The organism is Methylobacterium sp. SD274, assembly GCF_017355285.1.
Taxonomy (GTDB): Bacteria; Pseudomonadota; Alphaproteobacteria; order Rhizobiales; family Beijerinckiaceae; genus Methylobacterium.
Genome location: NZ_JADIJP010000022.1, coordinates 1 through 23,526 on the forward strand (window position 1 = coordinate 1; position 23,526 = coordinate 23,526).

At 64.6% G+C, this 23,526-nt stretch carries 19 protein-coding genes and 1 tRNA gene; 13 read left to right on the forward strand and 7 right to left on the reverse strand.

Annotation, left to right across the window (positions count from 1 at the left end; genetic code table 11):
- The first annotated feature begins 142 nt into the window (after positions 1 to 142).
- The 6 genes from IPV08_RS17605 (at position 143) to IPV08_RS17630 (ending at position 6,346) form a co-directional block, all read left to right on the forward strand.
- A complete protein-coding gene (locus IPV08_RS17605) occupies positions 143 to 2,857 on the forward strand; it encodes a hybrid sensor histidine kinase/response regulator (protein WP_207412826.1) in 2,715 nt (904 codons plus the stop codon).
- A gap of 38 nt (positions 2,858 to 2,895) precedes the next feature.
- Positions 2,896 to 3,384 carry a chemotaxis protein CheW gene (locus IPV08_RS17610; protein ID WP_056425002.1) on the forward strand — a complete coding sequence of 163 codons (489 nt, stop codon included), beginning with the start codon at positions 2,896 to 2,898 and terminating at the stop codon, positions 3,382 to 3,384.
- A 23-nt stretch (positions 3,385 to 3,407) separates the two neighbouring features.
- Positions 3,408 to 3,791, forward strand: a complete 384-nt coding sequence (locus tag IPV08_RS17615) for a response regulator (protein WP_056425005.1) — start codon at positions 3,408 to 3,410, stop codon at positions 3,789 to 3,791.
- Positions 3,792 to 3,869: 78 nt separating this feature from the next.
- Positions 3,870 to 5,039, forward strand: coding sequence for a chemotaxis response regulator protein-glutamate methylesterase (locus IPV08_RS17620; RefSeq protein ID WP_207412827.1), 1,170 nt, complete (start codon positions 3,870 to 3,872; stop codon positions 5,037 to 5,039).
- Positions 5,036 to 5,911: a protein-glutamate O-methyltransferase CheR gene (locus IPV08_RS17625; protein WP_207412828.1), complete on the forward strand. Its 876-nt coding sequence runs from the start codon at positions 5,036 to 5,038 to the stop codon at positions 5,909 to 5,911. Before IPV08_RS17620 ends, IPV08_RS17625 begins: the two co-directional genes overlap by 4 nt.
- Positions 5,912 to 6,019: 108 nt before the next feature.
- On the forward strand, positions 6,020 to 6,346 hold the full coding sequence (locus IPV08_RS17630; RefSeq protein WP_207412829.1) for a hypothetical protein: 327 nt from the start codon (positions 6,020 to 6,022) through the stop codon (positions 6,344 to 6,346).
- A 146-nt stretch (positions 6,347 to 6,492) separates the two neighbouring features.
- Here the strand turns inward: IPV08_RS17630 and IPV08_RS17635 are convergent, their stop codons facing one another.
- Positions 6,493 to 7,194 (reverse strand): response regulator transcription factor CtrA, encoded by a 702-nt coding sequence (locus tag IPV08_RS17635; protein ID WP_018042682.1) that lies wholly within the window; start codon positions 7,192 to 7,194, stop codon positions 6,493 to 6,495.
- Positions 7,195 to 7,613: 419 nt separating this feature from the next.
- Between IPV08_RS17635 and fliI the strand changes: the two genes are divergently transcribed.
- The 3 genes from fliI to IPV08_RS17650 all read left to right on the forward strand — a co-directional run bounded on the left by fliI (position 7,614) and on the right by IPV08_RS17650 (position 10,656).
- Positions 7,614 to 8,969: a flagellar protein export ATPase FliI gene (gene fliI, locus IPV08_RS17640; RefSeq protein WP_056424907.1), complete on the forward strand. Its 1,356-nt coding sequence runs from the start codon at positions 7,614 to 7,616 to the stop codon at positions 8,967 to 8,969.
- Positions 8,970 to 9,052: 83 nt separating this feature from the next.
- A complete protein-coding gene (gene fliJ / locus IPV08_RS17645) occupies positions 9,053 to 9,460 on the forward strand; it encodes a flagellar export protein FliJ (protein WP_027174293.1) in 408 nt (135 codons plus the stop codon).
- Between the two features lie 140 nt (positions 9,461 to 9,600).
- Positions 9,601 to 10,656, forward strand: coding sequence for a lysylphosphatidylglycerol synthase domain-containing protein (locus tag IPV08_RS17650; protein ID WP_056424910.1), 1,056 nt, complete (start codon positions 9,601 to 9,603; stop codon positions 10,654 to 10,656).
- 260 nt (positions 10,657 to 10,916) lie between these two features.
- On the opposite strand, the gene flhA is transcribed toward IPV08_RS17650, so the two are convergent.
- The 3 genes from flhA to IPV08_RS17665 form a co-directional block, all read right to left on the reverse strand.
- Positions 10,917 to 13,070, reverse strand: coding sequence for a flagellar biosynthesis protein FlhA (gene flhA, locus IPV08_RS17655; RefSeq protein ID WP_056424913.1), 2,154 nt, complete (start codon positions 13,068 to 13,070; stop codon positions 10,917 to 10,919).
- Positions 13,071 to 13,428: 358 nt separating this feature from the next.
- The gene (locus IPV08_RS17660; RefSeq protein WP_056424916.1) at positions 13,429 to 13,692 is read right to left on the reverse strand and encodes a hypothetical protein; all 264 of its coding nucleotides are present in this window, start codon (positions 13,690 to 13,692) and stop codon (positions 13,429 to 13,431) included.
- Positions 13,693 to 14,048: 356 nt separating this feature from the next.
- A complete protein-coding gene (locus IPV08_RS17665; RefSeq protein WP_207412830.1) occupies positions 14,049 to 15,215 on the reverse strand; it encodes a calcium-binding protein in 1,167 nt (388 codons plus the stop codon).
- A gap of 682 nt (positions 15,216 to 15,897) precedes the next feature.
- Here IPV08_RS17665 and IPV08_RS17670 point away from each other — a divergent pair.
- The 4 genes from IPV08_RS17670 (at position 15,898) to IPV08_RS17685 (ending at position 20,974) form a co-directional block, all read left to right on the forward strand.
- Positions 15,898 to 15,987 (forward strand) — tRNA-Ser (locus IPV08_RS17670).
- 197 nt (positions 15,988 to 16,184) lie between these two features.
- Entirely contained in the window at positions 16,185 to 16,448 is a 264-nt protein-coding gene (locus IPV08_RS17675) for a hypothetical protein (protein ID WP_056432548.1), read from the forward strand.
- 336 nt (positions 16,449 to 16,784) lie between these two features.
- On the forward strand, positions 16,785 to 17,870 hold the full coding sequence (locus IPV08_RS17680; protein WP_207412831.1) for an efflux RND transporter periplasmic adaptor subunit: 1,086 nt from the start codon (positions 16,785 to 16,787) through the stop codon (positions 17,868 to 17,870).
- On the forward strand, positions 17,867 to 20,974 hold the full coding sequence (locus IPV08_RS17685; RefSeq protein WP_207412832.1) for an efflux RND transporter permease subunit: 3,108 nt from the start codon (positions 17,867 to 17,869) through the stop codon (positions 20,972 to 20,974). The genes IPV08_RS17680 and IPV08_RS17685 overlap by 4 nt, the downstream gene beginning before the upstream one ends.
- Positions 20,975 to 21,375: 401 nt before the next feature.
- Here the strand turns inward: IPV08_RS17685 and IPV08_RS17690 are convergent, their stop codons facing one another.
- From IPV08_RS17690 to IPV08_RS17700, 3 genes are all read right to left on the reverse strand, one after another.
- Positions 21,376 to 21,678 (reverse strand): hypothetical protein, encoded by a 303-nt coding sequence (locus tag IPV08_RS17690; protein ID WP_210348538.1) that lies wholly within the window; start codon positions 21,676 to 21,678, stop codon positions 21,376 to 21,378.
- A gap of 613 nt (positions 21,679 to 22,291) precedes the next feature.
- On the reverse strand, positions 22,292 to 22,489 hold the full coding sequence (locus tag IPV08_RS17695; protein WP_018042694.1) for a hypothetical protein: 198 nt from the start codon (positions 22,487 to 22,489) through the stop codon (positions 22,292 to 22,294).
- Positions 22,490 to 22,604: 115 nt separating this feature from the next.
- A complete protein-coding gene (locus tag IPV08_RS17700; protein WP_207412833.1) occupies positions 22,605 to 23,516 on the reverse strand; it encodes a polysaccharide deacetylase family protein in 912 nt (303 codons plus the stop codon).
- Positions 23,517 to 23,526: the final 10 nt, after the last annotated feature.

A 23,526-nucleotide genomic window follows, 5' to 3' on the forward strand; every position in this document is an offset into this window, starting at 1 on the left:
CGGGCCCGACTGTCGCGGCAGGCCTCAATCAAATCCTGCCGCGACTTGTGGATTTGTCTCTCTCTCGAAACTCTTCACTAACCTGTCGGCCTCAAGGTGGACTTCGCACAAACCTAGTGCGCGTCTGGACCGAGTGCCTCTAATGGATGACTTGCTGCGTGAGTTTCTGACCGAGAGCGCAGAGCATCTCGACACGGTGGACGCCGAACTCGTCCGCTTCGAGCAGGACCCCAACAACCAGACGATCCTGCGGAACATTTTCCGCCTCGTCCACACGATCAAGGGCACGTGCGGCTTCCTCGGCCTTCCGCGCTTGGAAGCGCTGGCGCATGCAGCCGAGACGCTGATGGGCCAGTTCCGCGACGGCATGCCGGTGAGCAGCCCCGCCGTCAGCCTGATCCTGGTGACGCTGGACCGGCTCAAGCAGATCCTCGGCGATCTCGAGATCGCCGGCACCGAGCCGGCCGGAAACGACGACGACCTGATCAATGCCCTCGACGCGATGTCGGCCGCCCCGTTCGTGGCGCCGGCCGCCGTGGTCGAGACAAAGCTCCCCGACCCCGTCGTGCGTGAGCTCAAGCCCGGCGAAGTCTCCCTCGACGATCTGGAGCGCGCCTTCCTCGAAGCCGAAGGTCCCGACCTGTCGGAGCCGCTCCCCCTCGAGCCGGCCCCCGTCGCCATGGCCGAACCGAAGCAGCCCGAATTCACCGTTCCCGAGTTCGAACCTGCGTCGCTGGCCGAGGATTCGTCCTCGAAGGGCGCCAACCGGAAGAACGGGTCGGACGCTCCCTCCGGGGAATCCGAGGGCGGAGCCTCGAAGGTCCAAAGCATCCGCGTCAACGTGGACACGCTCGAACACCTCATGACGATGGTGTCCGAGCTGGTGCTGACCCGCAACCAGCTCCTCGAGATCGCCCGTCGCCACGACGATTCCACCTACAAGGTTCCCCTGCAGCGCCTCAGCCACGTGACGGCCGAGCTGCAGGAAGGCGTCATGAAGACGCGCATGCAGCCGATCGGCAACGCCTGGCAGAAGCTGCCGCGCGTGGTTCGCGACCTGTCGTCGGAACTCGGCAAGCAGATCGAGCTCATCATGAGCGGCGCCGAGACCGAGCTCGACCGTCAGGTCCTCGAGGTCATCAAGGACCCGCTCACCCACATGGTGCGCAATTCGGCCGACCACGGCATCGAATCCACCGCGGATCGGAAAGCGGCCGGCAAGCCGGCCCGTGGCACGATCCGTCTCGCCGCCTATCACGAAGGCGGAACGATCACGATCGAGATCGCCGATGACGGCAAGGGCCTCGATCTCGCCGCCATCCGCCGCAAGGCCGTGGAGCGCAACGTCGCGAGCCAGTCCGAGATCGACAAGATGACCGACGCCCAGGTGGCGAAGTTCATCTTCCATCCCGGCTTCTCGACGGCGAAGGCGGTCACCTCGGTGTCCGGCCGCGGCGTCGGCATGGATGTGGTGAAGACCAATATCGAGCTGATCGGCGGCGTCATCGACATCAACACGCAACTCGGCCGCGGCACCACCTTCACCATCAAGATCCCGCTCACGCTGGCGATCATCGCCGCCCTCATCGTCAAGGCCGGCGACCTTCGCTACGCCGTGCCGCAGGTGGCCGTGCTGGAACTCGTGCGCGTCGACAAGGCCACGGCCCAGAAGGTCGAGCGCATCAACGGATCGCCGGTGCTGCGCCTGCGCGAGCGCCTTCTCCCGATCGTCACCCTGACCGGGGTGCTCGGGCAGCAGGAGAACGCCGATAGCATCGATTCCGGCTTCGTCGTCGTCGCCCAGGTCGGACGCCAGCGTTTCGGCATCCTCGTGGACGAGGTCTTCCACACGGAAGAAATCGTCGTGAAGCCGATGTCGTCGAAGCTGCGCCATCTGCCGCTCTTCGCCGGTAATACCATCCTCGGCGACGGTGCCGTGGTCCTGATCGTCGATCCGAACGGCATCGCCCGCCAGGTCAGCCAGGGTACGCAGACCGGCGTCATCCCGGTGGATGCCGAGCCGGAGGAGACCGATGCCGCCGACGCAAAGGCGACGCTGCTGGTATTCAAGGGCGGCGGAGGCAGCTTCAAGGCGGTGCCGCTCTCGCTCGTGACACGTCTCGAGGAGATCGAAGCCAACAAGATCGAGTGGGTCGGCGGACGCCCGCTGATCCAGTACCGTGGCCGGCTCATGCCGCTGGTCCCGGCCGATCAGTCGATCGAGATCAGGAGCGAAGGCACGCAGGCGCTGGTGGTGTTCTCGGACGGCGAACGGGCCATGGGCCTGGTCGTGGACGAGATCATCGACATCGTCGAGGAGCGCCTCGACGTGGAGATCGCGGCCGAGCGTTCGGACCTCATCGGCTCGGCGGTCCTGCGCGGCCGCGCCACCGAGATCATCAACATCGCCCACTTCCTGCCGCTCGCCTATGACGACTGGGCGCGGGGCGCGCACAAGCCGGAGAAGCGCAGCGCGACGCTGCTCCTGGTCGACGATTCCGCCTTCTTTCGCGACATGCTGAGCCCGGTCCTCAAGGCCGCCGGCTACAACGTGATCACCGCCGGAAGCGCGGAAGCCGCTCTCACCACCCTGGTGAACAACAGCCGGATCGACGTGGTGGTGTGCGACCTGGAAATGCCGGGCCGCAACGGCTTCGACCTGGTCGCCGCCATGCGGAAGGGCGATGAGCGGGTCTCGCAGCTCCCGGTCATCGGCCTCTCCGGCACGGTGGGCGTCGATGCCATCGAGCGCGCCCGGTCGCTTTCGATCCTCGATCTGGTGGCGAAGTTCGACCGCAGCGGGCTGATCTCGGCCCTCAGCGAAATCGATATCGTCAGCCTTCCCAAAGCCGCCTGAACACGGCCTTCGAACAGAATCGGAGAATCTGAGCCATGATGCAGGCCGCCAACAGCAACAAAGGCGTCGATTCCGGCGCCACCACGGACTTCATCACGGTCTTCGTCGCCGACACGATGTTCGGCCTCGCGATCGACCGGGTCCACGACGTCTTCATTCCCGCCGGCGTGACGCCCGTCCCGCTGGCGCCGATGGAGATCGTCGGCCTCCTCAACCTGCGCGGACGCGTAGTCACGGCCCTGTGCCTGCGCCGCCGTCTCGGTCTCGCCGACCGTGCCGACGACAGCCAGAAGATGGCGATCGGCCTCGAACAGGGTGGCGAAACCTTCGCCCTCGTGGTCGATGGTGTCGGCGAGGTGCTGAAGCTCGGAGCGGAGACGCATGAGCCCGTGCCGATCAACCTCGATTCCCGCTGGCGCAATCTTTCGCTCGGGGTGCACCGGCTCGATGGAAGACTTCTCGTCATCCTCGATGTCGACGCGCTGCTCGCCTTCGGAACGAAACTCGACGTCGCCGGTGCCGCTTGACCATCCAGATCGAGGACAGCCCCATGAAGAACTGCCTCATCGTCGATGATTCCGCCGTCATCCGGAAAGTCGCGCGGCGTATCCTCGAGTCCATGAACTTCAAGGTCGGGGAGGCCGAGGACGGCGCCAAGGCCCTGACGGCCTGCGTCGAAGCGATGCCCGACGTCATCCTGCTCGACTGGAACATGCCGACCATGGATGGCTACGAGTTCCTCCGGGTCCTGCGCCAGACACCCGGAGGCCTGGCGCCGAAGGTTCTGTTCTGCACCACCGAGAACGACGTCGGTGCCATCGCACGGGCGCTGCATGCCGGCGCCGACGAGTACATCATGAAGCCGTTCGACCGCGACATCGTCACGGCCAAGCTCGAACAGGTTGGATTCGGCCAGCAGGCCGACGCCGCCTGACCCGGAGACAGGGTGGGTTCCAGTCCCGCCCCATCGTCGCTGAGGTTTTCCCGTCGTCCCGACGAAGCGTAGAGTTCCATGGCCGCTGCCGCCTCCGCCCCCGCCTTCGCTCCGCATACCGGGGGCGCCGCGAGCAACGCCGCTCGCGTGCGGGTCATGATCGCCGATGATTCCGCCGTGGTTCGCGGCCTCGTGGCCCGGTGGATCGGCGAAGCCGGGTTCGAGGTGGTGGCGACGGCCTCGAACGGCCGGATCGCGCTGGAATCCATGTCGCGCACCGATCCCGACGTGGTGCTTCTCGACATCGACATGCCGGAGCTCGACGGGACGCAGGCCCTGCCTCTGATTCTCGCCAAGAGCCCTGGCGTCCAGGTCGTGATGATGTCGACGCTGACGACGCGTAACGCCGACATCTCCCTGCGATGCCTCGCCCTCGGCGCCGTCGATTACCTCGCCAAGCCGGAAAGCAATCGCGGCGTCACCACCTCCGATACGTTCCGCGCCGAATTGATCGAGCGCGTCCGCGTGTTCGGAGCGGCCCGCGCCCGGCGGCGGCCCCATTCCGCGCCAGCCCCTGTCGGAGCGGCCCAGATCGCCACTGCACCGGCCCAACGGCCGGCGACGCCCTTCGTCCTGCGCCCGAAAACCCGAACGGGAATCCCGCCGCGCTGCCTGCTCATCGGCTCGTCCACGGGCGGCCCGCGCGCCGTCGGCGAAGTGCTGGAGAAGATCGGAACCGCGACCCTGCGGCAGTTTCCGGTCCTGATCGTCCAGCACATGCCACCGGTCTTCACGGCGGTCTTCGCCGAGCATCTCGGTGCCAGGACCGGTATTCCGGCGGCGGAGGGCAAGCCCGACGAGCGTATCGTGCCGGGCCGAATCTACGTCGCCCCGGGCGGCCGCCATATGGGCCTGCAGGGCAGCCGGAACGACCTCTCCATCCGCCTCGACGATGGGCCGGTGGTGAATTTCTGCCGCCCGGCGGTGGACGTGCTGTTCCACGACGCCGCAGCCCTCTACGGCTCGGCGGCCCTCGCGGTGATCCTCACCGGAATGGGGTCCGACGGCACCAACGGCTCTCGCTCGCTGACGGAGGCGGGGGCGGCCGTGCTCGCCCAGGACGAGGCGACCAGCACCGTCTGGGGCATGCCGGGCAGCGTCGCCAAGGCCGGCCTCGCCCAGGCCGTGCTACCGCTCGGCGAGATCGGCCCGGCACTCCGCAACCTCCTGACGGGGCATGGCGCATGACCGATCTCGAATTCGACTTCCTGCGCAGCTACCTGAAGACGCGGTCGGGCCTCGCTCTCAGTGCCGAGAAGCGCTACCTCATCGAGAGCCGGCTCACGCCCGTCTGCCGGCGCTTCACCCTCGCGACCCTCCACGATCTGGTCAACGCGCTGAAGTCCCCGCGTGACCCGAGCCTGGAACGCGCGGTGGTCGAGGCGATGACCACCAACGAGACCTTCTTCTTCCGGGACCGCGTGCCCTTCGATCTGTTCCGGGACGTGCTGTTGCCGGAAGCCCTGGTTCGGCGCGCGAGCCAGCGCCGCCTTCGGATCTGGTGCGCGGCGGCGTCCACGGGCCAGGAGCCGTATTCCCTGGCCATGCTGATCCAGGACGCGGCACCGCGCCTTGCCGGCTGGCAGGTGGATATCGTCGCCACCGACCTCTCGACCGAGGTGCTGGATAAGGCCAAGGCCGGCCTCTACAGCCATTTCGAGGTGCAGCGCGGCCTGCCGGTCCAATCCCTGCTCAAGCATTTCGAGCAGGTGGGCGATCAGTGGCGCATCTCCGCCAGCCTGCGCCAGATGGTGGATTACCGCCCGCTGAACCTGCTGCATCCGTTCGAATCGCTCGGAGCGTTCGACATCATCTACTGCCGCAACGTGCTGATCTATTTCGACGCACCGACGAAGGGCGACGTTTTGGGACGTCTCAGCTCCAGCCTGACCCCGGACGGCGTCGTCCTTCTCGGCGCGGCCGAAACCGTGATCGGGCTCACCGACCGGCTCGTGCCGCACCCTCAGCATCGCGGGCTCTATGGCCAGGCGCCAAGCGCGGCACGGCCGGGCTTGGCCACGCAGCCTCAGCCGATGCTGCGCAAGGTCGTGGGGTTGTAGTTCCTCCCCGCTCAGGCGAGGCCGGCTCGTCTGCAGAACGGGTTTGACGACATGAAGCAGTTCGCCATCCTGGCTCTCATAGGGGCAATAATCCCGATTCAGCCCGCAATGGCCGAAACAATCCCCCTGCGGGTCGCGAAGGCGGCGATCAAGCGTGACGCGCGCGCTTCGAACAGAGCGACCGCGCGTCTGCTCCTCGACCCTGAGAGCGCGAAACGTCTCGCGGCTCTGGCCGACCGACAATCCGGCAAGCTCGCGACCCTCGCCATCGATGGGCGGGAGATCGAACGACAAAGGGTGTCGTCGGCTTTCGCGACCGGCGAATTGTCATTGACCGGCATTCCTCTCTCGAAAATCGGAAGTACGGTCGTCCTTCTGATGCAAGGAAGCGCTCACCTCACGATCCGGATCGATTCGGATAAGAACGAGCGCTGAGACGCCATGAACGACGGCGATCTTGGGACAGGGCTTACCGGTGCGCGAAACGCTACTCGGGCCCGCCCTTTCGATTGGCCCTTCGCCGCAACAAAAAAGCCCCGCTCACGCGAGGCCTTTTTTTCCGAGTTCCGAAGCGAGGAGGATCAGACGGCGATCCGCTCTTCGCCTTCGTTCGGCTCGCGCAGGACGTAGCCGCGTCCCCAGACGGTCTCGATGTAGTTCTTGCCGGAGGAGGCGTTGGCGAGCTTCTTGCGCAGCTTGCAGATGAAGACGTCGATGATCTTGAGCTCGGGCTCGTCCATGCCGCCGTAGAGATGGTTGAGGAACATCTCTTTCGTGAGAGTCGTGCCCTTCCGCAGCGAGAGGAGCTCCAGCATCTGGTACTCCTTGCCGGTGAGATGGACCCGACTGCCGGTGACCTCGACGGTCTTCTGATCGAGATTCACGATCAGGTCGCCGGTGGTGATGACCGACTGGGCATGGCCCTTCGAGCGGCGGACGATCGCATGGATGCGGGCGACCAGCTCGTCCTTGTGGAAGGGCTTGGTGAGGTAATCGTCGGCTCCGAAGCCGAGGCCCTTCACCTTGTCCTCGATGCCGGCCATGCCGGAGAGGATCAGGATCGGCGTCTTGACCTTCGCAACGCGCAGATTGCGGAGCACCTCGTAACCCGACATGTCGGGGAGGTTCAGGTCGAGAAGGATGATGTCGTAGTCGTAGAGCTTGCCGAGGTCGATACCTTCCTCGCCGAGATCCGTCGTGTAGGTGTTGAAGCTCTCCGACTTGAGCATCAGTTCGATGCTCTGCGCGGTCGCGCTGTCGTCTTCGATCAGAAGTACCCGCATCGTCGGTCCCCAGCCCAGCCGGCCGTATTCAGCGTTCGGGCAAGCCCCCGCCATTCGTCCACCACCGGCCCGTGGCGGACGCTCCCTCGTCATAGACGTGAAACGCTAATGGTTAATCGTTAACAAAACCTGATTCTCGGTGGCAAGCACAGAATTGAACGTTTCCGAAAATGATGCTGCGACCGATCGGCGATCCGGCCCCGAGAGGTGAGGGGCCGGCGCAAGCATTACACGAAAACATTCAGCTAAGCACTTGATAGATTTGCCTTCGTCGATAGCTGTATCTCAACTGACACGCCCAAGCGATGCATCGCAGCCTGAACGAACGAATGTCCGTTCATGAATGACGACGGACCGCTTCAAGCCCGATGTACGCAGTGTTAAGGAGGGAGGTAAATGAATCGTTGAGAGACGCGCAGATGACGGACCGGCCCCGCGTTTCTCCCACGCTGAATCTCGCTGCGGCCCAGGCCGCACTCGCCGGCATTCAGACCCTGGAGACCTTCGGTCGCGTCGTGGCGATCAAGGGCCTGCTGGTCGAGGTCGCCGGGCCGGTCGCCGCCATGCGGCTCGGCGGGCGCCTGGACATCATGGTGGAGCATGGCGGCGGCGCCGTGCCCTGCGAGATCATCGGGTTCCAGGGCGACCGGGCGCTGGCCATGCCGTTCGGCTCGCTCGAAGGCGTTCGGCGCGGCTGTCCGGCCATGGTGCGCGACGAGGCCGCCGGCGCGATCCGCCCCTCCGCCGGCTGGCTCGGGCGGACCATCGACGCTCTCGGCCGTCCGGTGGACGGGCTCGGCCCGCTGCCGCCGGGTCCGGCCATCTACCCCCTGCGCGCCGATCCGCCCCCGGCCCATGCAAGGCGCAGGGTCGGCCCGCCGCTGGATCTCGGCATCCGCTGCATCAACACCTTCATCACCATGTGCGCCGGCCAGCGCATGGGCATCTTCGCCGGCTCCGGGGTCGGCAAGTCCGTCCTCCTCTCCATGCTCGCCCGCTACACGGCGGCGGATGTGGCGGTGATCGGCCTCGTGGGCGAGCGCGGGCGCGAGGTGCAGGAATTCCTCCAGGACGATCTCGGCCCCGCCGGCCTCGCCCGTTCGGTGGTGGTGGTGGCGACGTCGGACGAGCCGGCCCTCATGCGGCGCAACGCGGCCTACGTCACCCTGGCCATGGCCGAGTACTTTCGCGATCAGGGCGCGCAGGTTCTCTGCATGATCGATTCGATTACCCGATTCGCCATGGCCCAGCGCGATATCGGCCTCGCCGCGGGCGAGCCGCCCACCGCCAAGGGCTACACGCCGACGGTGTTCAGCGAATTGCCGCGCCTGCTGGAGCGGGCCGGACCCGGCACGGGGCAGGGCGCGATCTCGGGCCTCTTCACCGTGCTGGTGGAGGGCGACGACCATAACGAGCCCGTTGCCGATGCGGTGCGCGGCATCCTCGACGGGCATATCGTGATGGAGCGCGGCATCGCCGAGCGGGGACGCTACCCGGCCATCAACGTCCTGCGCTCCGTCTCGCGGACCATGCCGCGCTCCTGCGACCCCGTCCATCTGCCGACCGTGAGGCGCGCCCGGCGCATCCTTTCCACCTATGCCGACATGGAGGAACTCATCAGACTCGGCGCCTACAGGGCCGGCGCGTCGGCGGAAGTGGACGAAGCCGTCGGGTTGATGCCAAGTATCGAGGCTTTTCTGGGTCAGAGTAAGGAAGAAGCAACCTCGATAGGCGAGGGTTACCAACGGTTGGCAGCGATCGTCGGCGGCGCCTGAGTGACGTCCGGAACGTCTTCTCTCTCGTCTCCGGCGCCGACGGCGCCGGCCTTTCGTGCGTGGCGTGGAATGGGACCCTCAATATGAAATCGCGTGACACGTTGATCCGGCTGCGCCGCTTCCAGGTCGACGAGAAGCGTCGGCGGGTGACGCAAATCGAGATGATGATGGCCGATTTCAACCGGATGGCGTCCGAGCTCGACCGCGAGGTCGCCTATGAGGAAGGCCGCGCGGGCATCACCGACACCGGCCATTTCGCCTATCCGACCTATGCCCGCGCCGCCGCGACCCGCCGGGACAACATGCGCCAATCCGCGCTCGCCCTGGAAGGCCAGCTCACGGACGCCAAGGCCGAACTCGGCGAGGCGTTCGAGGAGCTCAAGAAGATCGAGATCCTCGAGGATCGCGAGCGCACGGCGGAACGCGTCGCCGAGGCGGCCCGCGATCAGGCGGCCATGGACGGTATCGGCCTCTCCCGCATCCGCGCCTGAACGAGCGGCGCGGCGGGCGGCACGAAGTCGTCATGTTCACATGACATCTGTCCGGGTAATGCCTGGGCCGGCCGTCTCGCTTGCGATGCTCCTCGCGGTCGTGCAGGTAGGCTGGGCTGTGGGGGCATGACCGGTTCGTGATGAAGACAATCAAGGATTTCGCCTGGCCGCTCATCGGCATCCTGGCGATCGCCATCTCCGGTTACTTTCTCTACCAGGAGCTGAAGACGACCTCGATGGCGGCGGTATGGGCGGCCATCGTCGCCATTCCGCCGCATCGCATGGTGCTGGCCGGTCTTTCCACCCTCGTCGCCTATGCGGCCCTGGCCTGGTACGACCGGATCGCGCTGCTGCATCTGGGGGTGCGCGGCATCTCGTGGTTCTTCGTGGCGGTGTGCTCGTTCACCACCTACGCGCTGTCCCATAATATCGGTGCCTCGGTCTTCTCCGGCGCCCTGGTCCGCTACCGGGCCTATACGGCGAAGGGCCTTTCGGCCGCCCAGGTGGCGGTGCTGGTGGCTCTCTGCTCCTTCACCTTCTTCCTCGGAACGGTGCTCCTCGGCGGTGTCGTCCTCGTGGTCGAGCCGCAGCTGCTCTCGCGGCTCAAAGGCATCCTGCCGGGCTTCCTCACCGACCCGAAGACTGCGCTCATCGTCGGCATCGGGCTGCTGGCTTTCGTCGCGCTCTACGTCGCCGGGTCGATCCTGCGCCTTCCGCCGCTCCACATCCGCAAGTTCAAGCTCGAATATCCGCGCCCGGCGATCATGGGACGCCAGCTCCTGGCGGCCCCCCTCGAGCTGCTCGGCGCCGCCGGCATCCTGTATTTCGCCCTGCCGGAAGCGGTGAATCCCGGCCCGATCGCGGTCATCGCGATCTTCCTCGCCTCGTTCTCCGTCGCCCTGGTCTCGAACGCCCCGGGCGGGCTCGGCGTCTTCGAACTCGTCTTCATCACGGCGATGCAGATCACCGATCCCGGCCAGAAGGACGCGATCATCGCGGCCGTCATCGTGTTCCGGGTGTTCTATTTCTGGATCCCGGCGCTCATCTCGGTGGTGGTCGTCCTGCTCTACGAGCGCTCACGCCTGGCCGACCTCGCGAAAGCGCCGCCGGCCTCCGCCGTGCCCGCTCCCCCCGTCGTCGCCCCGGGCATCGATCCGAACAGGATCGAGAAGCGGCTCGAGAAGAAGCCGCTCTGAGACTCCGATCGTTCGGATGTCCCAGCGGGCACCTGTGCCAAGGTCCATCATCCAATTAGATCGCCTCATCCTGAGGTGCCGAAGCGCAGCGAAGGCCTCGAAGAAGACCTCCAGTGGTCGCGCGATCTCTGGACGTCTTCTTCGAGGCCGCTACGCGGCACCTCAGGATGAGGCAGAGCTTTGGGAAAACGGCTCAGGGAGCCTTTTAGAGCGCCGCGATACGGTCGGGCGGACCCTCACCGTGTTTCCGGATCCCGGCCTCAGACCGAACCGACCGTCCGCAGCCGCGCGCGCGGGTGGATCTCCGCCTGGCTCATGACGGCCGTCTCGCGGCGGAAACGTTCGATGATCGAGCGCACGAAAGGCCGGGCCTGGGCCGAGGTGACGAGGACCGGCATCTCGCCCATCCGCGCGGCCTGTTCGAAGCGGTCGCGCACCGTGTTGACGAATTCCGACAGCTTGGAGGGCTGCATCGCGAGGTAGCGCTCGTCGCGCTCCCCGGCGATGGATTCGAGGAACGCCTGCTCCCAGAGCGGCGAGAGGGTGATGATCGGCAGCATGCCGTCATGCCCCTGGTACTGCGCGCAGATCTGGCGACCGAGACGGGCTCGGACATGCTCGACGATGTCGCGCGGATTCTTCACATGGCCCGCCACCTCGGCGATGCCTTCCACGATGGAGCCGAGATCGCGGATCGAGACCCGCTCGGCGAGGAGGTATTGCAGCACGCGCTGGATGCCCGTGGTGCCGATCTGCGAGGGCACCACCTCCTTGACGAGGTCGGCGTGGTCCTTCGAGAGCTCCTTCAGCAGCTTCTGCACCTCCACATGGTTGAGAAGCTCGGAGACATGCGCCTTGATGATCTCGGTGAGATGGGTCGAGACCACGGTGGCCGCATCCACCACGGTGTAGCCCTTGAGCTGCGCTTGATCGCGCAGGGAGGCGTCGATCCAGGTGGCGGGCAGGCCGAAAGTTGGCTCCAGCATGTGTTGCCCGGGCAGCTGCACCTGTCCGCCCATCGGGTCCATCGCCATGAACTGACCGGGGAAGATCTGACCCGTGCCGGCCTCGATCTCCTTCACCCGGACCACATAGGCGTTGGAATCGAGCTGGACGTTGTCGAGGATCCGGACCGAGGGCATGACGAAGCCGAGTTCCGCCGCGAGTTGGCGGCGCAGGGCCTTGATCTGGTCCGTCAGGCGGTCCTGGCCCTCCTGCCCGTTGACGAGGGCGAGGAGCGCGTAGCCCATTTCCAGTTTCAGATCGTCGAGCTTGAGGAGATCGGTCACCGTCTCCTCCTTGGCGGCCTGGGCGGCGGCCACGGCGGTGGCGTCCATCGGCGCACCGTCGGAATCAAGGGGCGGGGCCTCGCGGGCGACCTTGGCGAAGTGCCATGCGGCGTAGCCCGAAGCGCCGGCGAGGGCGAGGAAGGGCAGCATCGGCATGCCCGGCAGCAGCGAGAGCAGAACCATCACGCCCGACGACATGCCGAGCGCCTTCGGGTAGTTGGCGAGCTGCTTGCCGAGCGCCTTGTCGGCCGATCCCTTCACGCCCGCCTTCGAGACGAGGATACCGGCCGCCGTCGAGACGATGAGGGCCGGAACCTGGCTGGCGAGGCCGTCACCGATGGTGAGCAGCGTGTAGGTCTTCGCGGCGGCACCGAAGGGCATGCCCTGCTGGGCCACGCCGATGATGATGCCGCCGATGACGTTGATGAAGGTGATGAGCAGCGCGGCGATGGCGTCTCCGCGCACGAATTTCGAGGCACCGTCCATGGCACCGAAGAAGGAGGATTCTTCCTCCAGCGCGGCGCGCCGGGCCTTCGCCACCTTCTCGTCGATGAGACCGGCCGAGAGATCGGCATCGATCGCCATCTGCTTGCCGGGCATCGCGTCGAGGGTGAAGCGGGCCGCGACTTCCGCGATACGGCCCGATCCCTTGGTGATGACGACGAAGTTCACGATGATGAGAATCGCGAACACGATGATGCCGATGACGAAGTTGCCGCCCATCACGAAGTTGCCGAAGGCTTCGATGACGTGGCCTGCAGCCGCCGTTCCCTCATGGCCATGGCCGAGGATGAGGCGCGTCGAGGCGAGGTTCAGGGCCAGCCGCAACAGGGTCGCGACGAGGAGCAGGGTCGGGAAGACGGTGAATTCGAGCGGGTTGTCGATGAACAGGCCCGTCATCATGATGATGACCGAGATGATGATCGAGACGGCCAGCAGCAGGTCGAGCAGGAAGGCCGGCAGCGGGAAGATGAGCACCGTGAGGATGCCCATCACCGCCGTGGCGAAGAACAGGTCGGTGCGCTTCGACAGAGCGGTGAGGTTGGCGCGGTTGGGCATCGCGAAACTCGCGAACTGCCCCAGACCCGGCCCCTGAGCCGGCGCGGCGGCGCCCGTCTCGCTCATACTCGACACCCTTCACGTCCCACGTGGACCCGGCAAGAATTGCCGGGCTCAGGGTTAGCGAAGAGTTAATTTTTGAGGACTGCCACCACCAAATCCGGCTCGTTGGCGACCGAACCGGCTTGAGGGGAGGGGCGCTAGGAGGGGAGGGAGGCTCGCTTCCAGAAGAGAGCGCTCTCGGCCGCCTCTAATACGGCGCCGAAAGCATCGATTGCCGGGCGCGGAGTGATCCGCCGAGAGATGCGCCCGACCACGTCGGGCCGGGGCACATCTCCAGGCCTTCCTCGTGCCGCGCTCTTTTTCGCCGAACCGGAACCCGCTTCGGCGCGGAGCGCTCCGGCTGGAACGAGGCAGGGGCAGATCAGCGATCGCGGGTCTTGGTGGTCCGGCTATCCTGCGTCTTGTTGCCATCGGCTGCCGGAGAGCCACCGGGGACTCCGGTATTTCCCGATCCGCCGCCGCGCTCGCCGCCCGTCATCTCCTTGCCGGTCTCGACCTTCTGCCCTTCGGCCCCCGTAGGAGCCCCGCTGGCGCCCGGCGATCCTGTGCCCTGCTGGGCCGTTGCGGTCCCGACCGGGACCATGCCGAGTAGAGCGACGAGTGCGAGCAAGCGAATGTTCGACATAGGCATTCTCCGTTACTGACGGCGGTCAATAATTACTCATCCTCCATGTTCCAGATCTAATGAATACTAAGCACAATTTAAGGATTTGCGCGGAAATACATACACATATGTTTATCATGGTGCCAAAGTGTCATTCGTGACTTGCGAGAAACGACGGGGCTTCCGTGATGCTTTTACCGCGCAGATCGAAGCCTCCGGGGTCCCGGCCCATGGACCCGTCCAAAGCCATCCCCGACTCTTCTCATGCTCGGCGCATTCGGGCGAAGCCAGAAACCCGCCGCGGCCTGAGCCGGGCGGGTCGACGGCTCGGGACGGAGCCGTGCGGTGGGGCGGAGATCTCGCGGCCAGTCTCGCCGTCACGCACCAAAAAGGAACAGGTCGTCCTGGGCCATTTTGAGGTCGGCGAGGTGGACGTCGTGCAGGATGATCTTGTTGCTGCTTTCGACGCCGCGGAACGTCACCAGCGTATCCTGCCCGCCATTCATCGAACGGAACATGAGATCGCCGGACTCCACACCCGCGATGGCCACAGCGATGCGATCGTTCTCGACATCGAGGCCATAGAGGTTGTCGCGGCCAAAACCGGCGGTGAAGACGAACAGGTCCTCTCCCAAATTGGCGAACAGCTTGTCGGCATCCGCGCCGCCCCCGATCGTCGCTCCACCCGCACCGGCCTTGATGCGATCGTTGCCGGAATCGCCGTGTAGTGCGCTCGGTGCCACGGAGCTTCCGACAAGTACGTCATCGCCTTCGCCCCCGGTTGCGTAGCCGCCCTGCATGCCGAGGGTGATGACATCGTTCCCACCCTCTCCGGCGAAGCTGGGCAATCCGGTCGTCCCTTTGAGAACATCGTCGCCGTCGCCGCCCCTGATAGAGACGTATCCACCACCTGCGATGATCGTGTCGGCATCCTGAGTGCCAACGATCGTGCCCGGAAGTCCGATCTTGCTGGTCTGGATGATAGTCACGCCCGCCGTGACGGCGGAAAGGTCCAATTCGGAGCCCGCACCGAGATGAATGGTCTCGACATTCTGCAGCGTATCATCAGTGAAGACGAAACTGTCTCCTCCCTGCAGGAACAGTTTGTCCATGCCGGCATCGCCGTGAACGCTTGCGCCCGCCTCCCTTACGACGAGGCGGTCGTCGCCGTCACCGCCCCAGAACGTGTCGGCCCCGCCCATGCCGCGTATCGTGTCGTCGCCCGCACCACCGCGAAGAATGTCGTCTCCCACGCCGCCCTGAATGATGTCATCGAAATCATGCCCATTCAGCGTCACGTTTCCCGTAGTATCCGAGAAATTTATGCTGAAACTGACTTTGTATTGTTCAAGGACATAATCCTCCGACAGATTGTTGATGCCATTATAGAGCTGGGCAATCACATTCCCATAGGGGTCGTTGTTGATCTGACCGCGAAATTTGTACTTTGCGCCGTCATCGTCATAGATCGCGTTCGATATCGATATCGCAAGGCTCGCGTTAGGATCGAATTCAACGCCGTACGTATACTTGATCGAAGGCATGTCCCGCTCCTCGCTGCATCGCAACGTTCAGGTCGATGCACGACGAAAACTCGCCAGGATCTCGTCGCAATCTGCCGTTTCTAGAAACCAGATGCGAAGTGATGCGGCAATTGCATAAAAAGGACTAGAAACCGGAGAGCCGCTATCCAACTAGTCTATCTGGGAAGGCGTCTTACAGGCCGACGCGCCCCTCCATGGAATGCTCGGCAAACCACGTCCCCCGAGCCGTGGCTAGACGGGCAAACCGGAACGGACCTTCAACGGAAGGGACATCAGCAAACGGCAGGACACGGTCTGTTCATCCGGGCCTGCCGAAGCGAGCGCCGACGACCAAACGAACCACTCGGTTTTATCCCGGCGCTCGACGATGGAACCGGCAATGACAGGCCACGCTCGAGCCCCCGCGATGCGCAATGCGCCTGATCGCGCAAAACCCGCCGCATGGCGGTCTAAGACCCCCTCGCGTGGCGGTCCAAGCCCCCCTCGCATGGCGCAACGCATGCCGCGTTCCGATGCGCCCGCCCGGTGCCATTGAGACACAGGTAGACCGGAGCAAGCGCGAAATCGGACGTTTCCTCACCCGATCGGTGCTCTGGTCCCTTGCACGCCGAGAACGCGGCTTGTACAGCACGCCACTCGCGCATCGCCGCCGCCTCTTTGGCTGGCATCGACGTGTGAGACTGGAGGGGTGGCCGAGTGGTTGAAGGCGCACGCCTGGAAAGTGTGTATACCGGAAACGGTATCGCGGGTTCGAATCCCGCTCCCTCCGCCATCAACCATTAAACCCCTGTCAAACTACAGCTTTCTGACCTTGTCCTATCCCCGCGTCGCGGTTGTGCACGTGGTGGGCCGAGGCTGATATGATGCGCCCGAGCTTGCACCGTCAGGCATGGCTTGCCCGATGAAGAATGCCGACGCACTGGGCGCGCAAATGGTTGCCCGGAAAGCGGCGCGGCTCTACCATTCGGAATGACCGAAAAGCTGACGACAGCCGCCCTGTGCGACCTGAATTTGATTTCCCAAGAGGAAGTGGCGGCTGCCGTCGAAGTGTTTCTTGCAAATTCGATGGCGCCGCCTTTCGTTTTCAAGGAAGGCTACCGTCTCGATCTGGGAAAAGCCGTTCGACGGCATCCTGGCGCGAATGATTTCGTCAACCGGGGCAATGCCGGCCCCCTAATGAAGCGCCCCTTCGTGCTGGCTGCCATCCTGCAAGCCCGCCCCATGCGGGGCTGACCCTATTTTTCGGCCTCGGCGCCAGCTGTTTCGTTGAAAACGGGAGTCGCAAGGCCTCTTTGTGCGGCGTGACCCAGCATCGGCTCATGCCGTTGCCCGTGTTCTCAGATTTTCGCTGTGAGTCCCTGGCGGCCCGATCACAATGCGGGCGGAGACGACGAAACTCTAACCGCCGCGGCCTTCAGTACCGGCAGAGCCGCCTTTCCCCACGATAGGCCGAGAGCGACGTCCTCAGACAGGGCGCGCTCCACAGCGAGGCATCTTGACGCTTCTCTCTGGCAAAATATATGTTACTCATCATCTTATTGGTAGTGAGTCGCCGACGGGGAATGCGTAATGGATGCGAGGATTGCGCTCGGGATGATCGGGCTTGCCCTGACGGCATGCTCGCCGGCCGAGACCGCCGTGTCACCTCAGCCGCCCTTGGTCCAGACCGTGGAGGTCGTGCGCAGCGGCAGCGGGATGGCCCGCTACACGGGGGTGATCCGGGCTCGCACCGAGAGCAATCTCGGCTTCCGCGTCGGAGGTAAGATCTTCGAACGTCTCGTCGATCCGGGTGACCGGGTGACGCGCGGCCAGCCTCTGATGCGCCTGGACCGGACCGATTTCAGCCTCGCGCTCAACGCGGCCCGCGCCTCCGTCGAGGCCGCCCGCGCACAGATGATCAAGGCCAAAGCCGACGAGGAGCGCAGCCGGAAACTCGTCTCCGACGGCTGGACCTCGAAACAGACCTACGATCAGAACAAAGGCGCGGCTGACGCCGCCATCGCGCAATTCGCCAATGCCGAAGCCCAAGCGAGCCAGATCGCCAACCAGGCCGGCTATGCCGAGTTGCAGGCCGATGCGGACGGGGTCGTGATGGAGGTCCCCTCGGAGCCCGGTCAGGTGGTCGCCGCCGGGCAGACGGTGGTGAAACTGGCACGCGATGGCGCCCGCGAGGCAGAAGTGTTCCTGCCGGAGGGCAGCCGGCGTGCCGCGCAAGGCGAAGCCTCGGCCACCCTCTATGCCGAAGGCGAGAGCACCTATCCCGCGCGGCTACGTGAACTCTCGGCAACCGCCGACCCCGCCACGCGCACCTACCGCGCGCGCTACATTCTGTCGGGCGGCGGCGAGACCGCGCCACTCGGCGCGACCGTGACCCTGCTGCTCAAGACCTTGAGTGCCGGCCGTGCCGCCGCGGTGGAAGTTCCGCTTGGCGCGCTATTCGACCAAGGCCAAGGTACCTCCGTCTGGCGCTACGACGCAGCCACCGAAACAGTGCGGCCTCAAGTCGTGAAGGTCGCTCGTGTGGGCGAGGAGCGCGCGGACATCGTCGCGGGCCTGAGTGCGGGTGACCGCATCGTGGCGCTGGGTGCTCATCTTCTGAAGCCCGACCAGAAGGTCAGGCCGGCCCCGGCGAGCATGACGGGAGTCGTGCGGTGAGCGGCTTCAACCTTTCAGCACTTGCGGTCCGAGAACGAGCGGTCACGCTCTTTCTCCTTATTGCTCTAACGGGTGCCGGCTTCTTCGCGTTCGAAAAGCTCGGGCGCGGAGAAGATCCGGCTTTCACCGTCAAGGTGATGACGGTTTCGGCGGCCTGGCCCGGCGCCACCGCCGAGGAAATGCAGCGTCAGGTCGCCGACCCGCTCGAAAAGCGCCTGCAGGAACTCGTCTACTACGATCGCGCCGAGACGACGGTCCGGCCCGGCCTGATGATGACCAAGGTCATTTTCAAGGACAACATGCCGCCGGCCAAGCTCCAATCGGAGTTCTATCAGGCCAGGAAGAAGCTTTCCGATCAGGCCTCCAGCCTGCCACGTGGCGTGCTTGGGCCGCTGTTCAACGACGAATTCTCCGACATCTATTTCGCCCTCTACGCAGTGCAGGCAAAGGGCCTTCCACACCGGCAGCTGGTGCTACGGGCCGAGGATATGCGCCAGCGCCTGCTGCGCGTCCCCGGCGTCGAGAAGATCAATATCCTCGGCGAGCAGGCCCAGAAGATCTTCGTCGAAATCTCGTATCAGCGCCTCGCCACCCTCGGAATCACCGGCCAGCAAGTGCTGGCGGCGCTGGCCAATCAGAACGACGTCACACCGGCAGGCTTCGTCGAGGCGGTGGGTCCACGCGTCTACCTGCGCCTGGACGGCGCCATCGACGGACTCGACGCGATCCGAAACCTCCCCGTTGCGGCCGGGGACCGCAGTCTCAAGCTCGGCGATATCGCCGAGGTCAAGCGCGGCTACGAAGACCCGAAGACCTTCGAGATCCGCAACGACGGCGAACCGGCGCTCATGCTCGGCCTCGTGATGAAGCCCGGCTTCAATGGCCTGAACCTCGGCGCGGCCCTCAATGCCGAGGAGGTGGCGATCCATCACGAGACGCCGGTGGGCATCACATTCACCAAGATCACCGACCAGGCCAAGGTCATCGACGACGCCATCCATGAATTCATGGTCAAGTTCTTCACGGCCCTCGGCGTGGTGATCTTCGTCTCCCTTGTGGCGCTCGGCTTCCGGGTCGGCATCGTCGTGGCGCTCGCCGTGCCGCTCACCCTCTCGGCGGTGTTCGTCGTCATGATGGTGACGGGCCGCGACTTCGACCGCATCACACTGGGCGCCCTCATCATTTCGCTCGGGCTACTCGTCGATGACGCCATCATCGCCATCGAGATGATGGTGGTGCGCATGGAGGAAGGCGCCGACCGGATCGAGGCCGCGACCTATGCCTGGAGCGCCACCGCCGCGCCGATGCTGACGGGCACGCTTGTCACCATCGCGGGCTTCCTGCCGGTGGGCTTCGCCGCTTCCACCGCCGGGGAGTATGCCGGCAACATCTTCTGGGTCGTAGCCTTCTCGCTGATCATTTCCTGGATCGTCGCCGTGACTTTCACGCCGTATCTCGGCGTCAAGCTTCTGCCGAACATCAAGAAAGTGGAAGGCGGCCACGAGGCCATCTACGCCACGAAAAACTACCAGCGCCTACGCCGCGTCGTGCGGATGTCGGTCGACCACAAATGGATGGCAGCCGGCATCACGGTAGGTCTGTTCGCGCTCGCGGTGGTCGCCATGGGGAAGGTCGAACAGCAGTTCTTTCCGAATTCCGAGCGCCCCGAACTCATCGTCGAGGTGACCCTGCCGGCGGGATCGGCTTTCGCCACCACCGAGGCCAGCGTCAAGCGGATCGAAGCGGCCGTACGCGAACTGTCCGAGGCTGGGGAGATCACGAGCTATATCGGCCAGGGCATGCCCCGCTTCGTGCTCTCTTTCGATCCCGAACTGCCAGATCCGGCCTTCGCCCAAATCGTGGTGCAGACCGCCGATGCGGCGACCCGCGACGTCCTACGCGGCAGGGTCCGCAAACTCGTCGATGAGGGCCGCTTCCCCGAGGCGCGGGTGCGCGTGCTGCAGATCGTGTTCGGCCCTCCCATCCGCTTCCCCGTGGCCTTCCGGGTCGTCGGCCCTGATCTCGACGTGATCCGTGGCATCGCAGCCGAGATCCGAGAGGTCATGGCGGCCAACCCGAACCTGCGCCTGGTTCATCTGGACTGGGGCGACAAGACCCCCAATCTGAGGCTCGCCTTCGACCAGGAGCGACTGCGCCTGATCGGGCTGACCCCGAAGGAGGCAGGCCAGCAGCTGCAGAATTATCTGAACGGCACCCCCGCCACGCAGGTGCGCGAGAACCTGCGCTCGGTCGATGTGCTGCTGCGCAGCCCCGGCCCGGAGCGGCGCTCACTCGGCGAAATCGGTGACCTGACGCTGGCGACGAAGGACGGCCGCCAAGTGCCCGTGTCCCAAGTCGCCCGGCTCGAGAGCACCAGCGAGGACGCGGTCCTGAAGCGCTACAATCGCGAGACCTATATCCGCGTCCAGGGCGACGTGATCGACGGAAAGCAGCCACCGGACATCCACGCTCAGGTCGCGCCCCTGCTCGATCCGATCAAGGCCAAGCTACCCCCGGGCTACCGCATCGACACAGCCGGCGCGGTCGAGGAAAGCGCGAAGGCGATGATGTCGCTCGTGGCGGTTTTCCCGATCATGTTGATCGTGACCCTCACGGTCATCATGATTCAGGTGCGTTCGTTCGCGGCCATGTTCATGGTTTTCGCCACCGCCCCGCTGGGCTTGGTCGGTGCCGCGCCGACTCTGCTGATTTTTCACCAGCCCTTCGGCTTCAACGCCATCCTGGGGTTGATCGCCCTGTCCGGCATCCTGATGCGCAACACGCTGATTCTGGTGGACCAGATTCACCACGACCGTGAAGCGGGCCTGTCGGATTACGACGCCATCGTCGAATCGACGGTGCGGCGCGCCCGCCCCGTCATCCTGACCGCAGCCGCCGCCATGCTCGCTTTCATCCCGCTCACCTACTCGGTGTTCTGGGGGGCGCTGGCTTACGTCCTCATCGGAGGCGTCGGTGTCGGGACGCTTCTGACCCTGCTGTTCCTCCCCGCGCTCTATGCCCTCTGGTTCCGCGTGAAGCGAGTTCCGGACAAGGACCGGACGATTGCCGGCGCGACCTCGATGGCTCACCCGGCCGCATCGTGAGGGGACACATCAATCATGCCCGACCGCTTCGGGCATGCCGACATCGCGCGTTCACCCGGTGAATGCGCGGTACATCGACCGGCTCGCGATGGCGCCCTCCTCGCGCGGGCCGGTCGATCGTCTCATAACTGGTCTACGGTCGATTAAGCGGAGCGGCTTCCGCCAAAGTGCAAATACCGGATTGCTTGAATGCCATACAGGCCACGAACTCATCACACCCGTAGCGTTATAATTTTCAGCACTCGAATGAATAAAATCTAATGTTGAGATGATATCATCGTATCAGCCAAGTCATATCCGCCGATATACAGCCCTCGTTCAACGAAAGCCCGGATCTATACCGTCGGCACGAGCAACTGACTAGCGCCAATACGCTTGTGGGAATACGTCCGACGCGCGGTTTATCGTCCACCACCGCCGCCCGTGTTGGGGATCGCGACTTCAGGCTTGTTGGCGTTGCCCGCAGCACCCGAGTTATTCGAACGGCTTTCCGCGCCTACGGCACCATACGCCTCGGTTCCAATAGAGCCTGGACCACTATTGTCGATGCCCCCCGGCTTCACCACCGGTGCGCCGGTGGTCCCTGGCGTTGTCATACGTGCCGGGCCGGGTTGCTTGATTTCCGCCGGCCCTGTCGATTGCGCCAAGGCGGGAGCGGACGCAGTCAGCATCACCGCAAGGAAGAAAGTGGCGATCTTCGTCATGAAACGTCCCAGAATTCACAAGTGAATCTCTGAGACGTCAACCTACGTGAGGGCGATCAGTTTCAAGCTTTGCAGCCTATCACACTCGCCACAACTCAAGACCTGTGTAGGCAGCCAGCTATGAACCCGGCAATATGGCGGGTCGAACAAGCTCCTTACGTTCGGTCGCATGGCTGTATCCAGGTTCCGCCTGCGGTATCCGCTCGCTTGGCGTTCCGCCCTGAAGCCCATCCTCTATCGAAGGAGGCACCTCATTGGGTTCGTCCGGAAAAGGAGGCCAGATTGGACGATCGGGTTGCACCAGCTTCACCATCGAGCGACCTCCCAGCAATCGGCGTCAGAGACACATACTGGGATATAATATGCCAACGCAATTTGCAAAGCGGCCGGCAGGACCCATTCGGACTAGGTCGCTGCGGCCAGGGTAGTCAGGAAGGTGTTCAGCGTTCGTGGAAGGGCAAAGGCGTCAACCGTGACGCCATATACCCCATCGGCTGAAGCCAATTGGGGAGGCCCGACCCCACGTCACGTTCCGGCGATACGGTCTTAGCGGCGGTCCAGCGTTCAACTAGGACCGGCCGCTATCCGGGTGCGGAACCGGAGAAAACCGAGCTTATCGCTCGCCAAAACCCGATAGGAGCTTCTCGATCTGAGCGAGACCGTTCTCGCGGGCCTTGGCCTCGCTGGTCAGGCTTCGGTCCGAGCGCTGAACCAGCTTGCCACCCTTGCGAATGGCCCATTGGTAGGTCGCGCCCTCGGTGCGGGGGCTGAGGATTTCCAGGGTGTAGGGGTATGTCGATGTTTCGGTCATGTCCCCTATATGGCGCAAGCCTTGCGCGCCTTCCAGCCTTTAATAGCCATATCGCTTACTGACGGAACAAACCACGCGGGCGCTCTGGGTCAGAGCAACATGCGAAGTGGTGGCGCTATCCCCGCTCCGGTCCCGCCTGGCTCGTCACGTGGGCGGCGATGGCTCCAGCGGTGGTGAGCCAGATTTCGTCGCGGTGGGAGGCAATGTGGGCAAGCGCCGCCCGAAGCGGCCGCAGCCGATGCGGCTGACCGACGATATAGGGGTGCAGGGCAATCCCCATGACAAGCGGGGCCCGCTCCGATTGCAGCAGCATCTCGTTGAAGCCATCGACGATCATATCGGCGAAGTCCCGCGCGGAATCTTTCCTCGCCACGACAGCGGGGATGTCATTGAGTTCCTGGGGATACGGCACCGAAAGGATGCGCCCGCCTCCGCGTGTGGAGAACCAAATCGGCTGGTCGTCATGGGCCCAATCGAGGAGATAGCGGTATCCCGCCTCGGCCAGGAGGTCCGGCGTCACGCGAGATTGCGAGATCCAGGGACCGAGCCATCCGGCGGGGGCCTTGCCTTCCTCCCGAGTCAGGATGGCCGTGGCTTCGGCGATGAGGGCGCGTTCGGCATCCTCGTCGAGGCTGCTCTGTCGCTCTGCATTGCTGCGGCCATGCCCGACGATCTCGTCGCCGCGCGCCCGGAAAGCCTCGATCAGACCGGGGCAATCCTCGTAGATCCGGCTGTTGGCAAGGACGCTGGCGGGAAGGCAAAGCTCGTCGAACAGCGCTTTCATCCGCCAGGCGCCGACGCGATTGCCCCAGTCGCGCCAAGCATAGTTCAGCACGTCCGGCTGGGGACCGCCGGGAGCCAGTTCAGCGCCGAGGCCTGATCCGAAATCGAAAGTCTCGAGATTGAGCGCGACATAGACCGCGAGGCGCTTCCCCCCCGGCCAGTCGTAGACGGGACGATCGGGCAGGGCGCTATAGCGGTAGCGGCCGTGGTGTTTCGGTGCATCCGTCAATGCATCGCGCTCCATGATCGATCTC